The following is a 703-nucleotide window of genomic DNA, read 5'->3' on the forward strand; positions in this document are numbered from 1 at the left end:
GTCACCGCCATCAGCGGCGAGGGCAGCGCCGGCGTCACCCGCCACACCACGTAGTAGCCGACGAAGCAGGCCAGCACGAACACCGTCAGGCCGGTGATGAAGAAGTTGCCGTGGCTCGCCGCGTCCAGGATGGGCGCCGGGATCGGCATCGCGTGGGTCATCTGGGCAACCTGGACCTGAAGCTCCGCCGTCTGGTTGGTCAGGGTGAGGAGCGAGTGGCGGAAGGCCTCAATCTGGCTCGCGGGATCGGGATGTTCCATGGAAGCCGCCTCCTCAGACGGTCTGGACTTCGCGGACCGCGTCCGCGAAGGCGGGATGGACGACCTGCCCATCGCGGGTGAGCGCGATGGCCTTCACGATCTCGTCGTCCCAGTTGAGCGTGATGCCCTTCTCCTTGTCGTGCAGCGCCTGCAGCAGAGCGAGGAGGTTCTTGGCGTACAAGAGCGAGGCGCTCTCGGCGATGCGGCTGGGGTAGTTGGCATGGCCGACGATCTTCACCCCGTTGTCGGTGACGACGACCTTGCCAAGCTCCGAACCCTCGACGTTGCCGCCCTGCTCCACCGCCAGATCGATCAGCACCGAGCCCGGCTTCATCGAGGCGACATGCTCGCGCGTCACCAGGATCGGCGCCTTGCGCCCGGGGATCAGCGCCGTGGTGATGACGATGTCCTGCTTCTTGATGTGCTCGGCCACCAGCGCCGCC

The 703-nt window shown here is 66.6% G+C and carries 1 protein-coding gene and 1 pseudogene; both read right to left on the reverse strand.

Features of this window, described 5'->3' with window-relative positions; translation table 11 throughout:
* Positions 1 to 260, reverse strand: a 260-nt coding sequence (locus GBZ26_RS29740) for a proton-translocating transhydrogenase family protein (protein WP_174441843.1), incomplete at its 3' end; no start/stop codon positions are given.
* A 13-nt stretch (positions 261 to 273) separates the two neighbouring features.
* Positions 274 to 703, reverse strand: a pseudogene (locus GBZ26_RS29745) (NAD(P)(+) transhydrogenase (Re/Si-specific) subunit alpha); the annotation flags it as partial.

It is taken from the genome of Azospirillum formosense, from assembly GCF_013340925.1.
In the GTDB taxonomy this organism is placed as follows: Bacteria; Pseudomonadota; Alphaproteobacteria; order Azospirillales; family Azospirillaceae; genus Azospirillum; species Azospirillum formosense.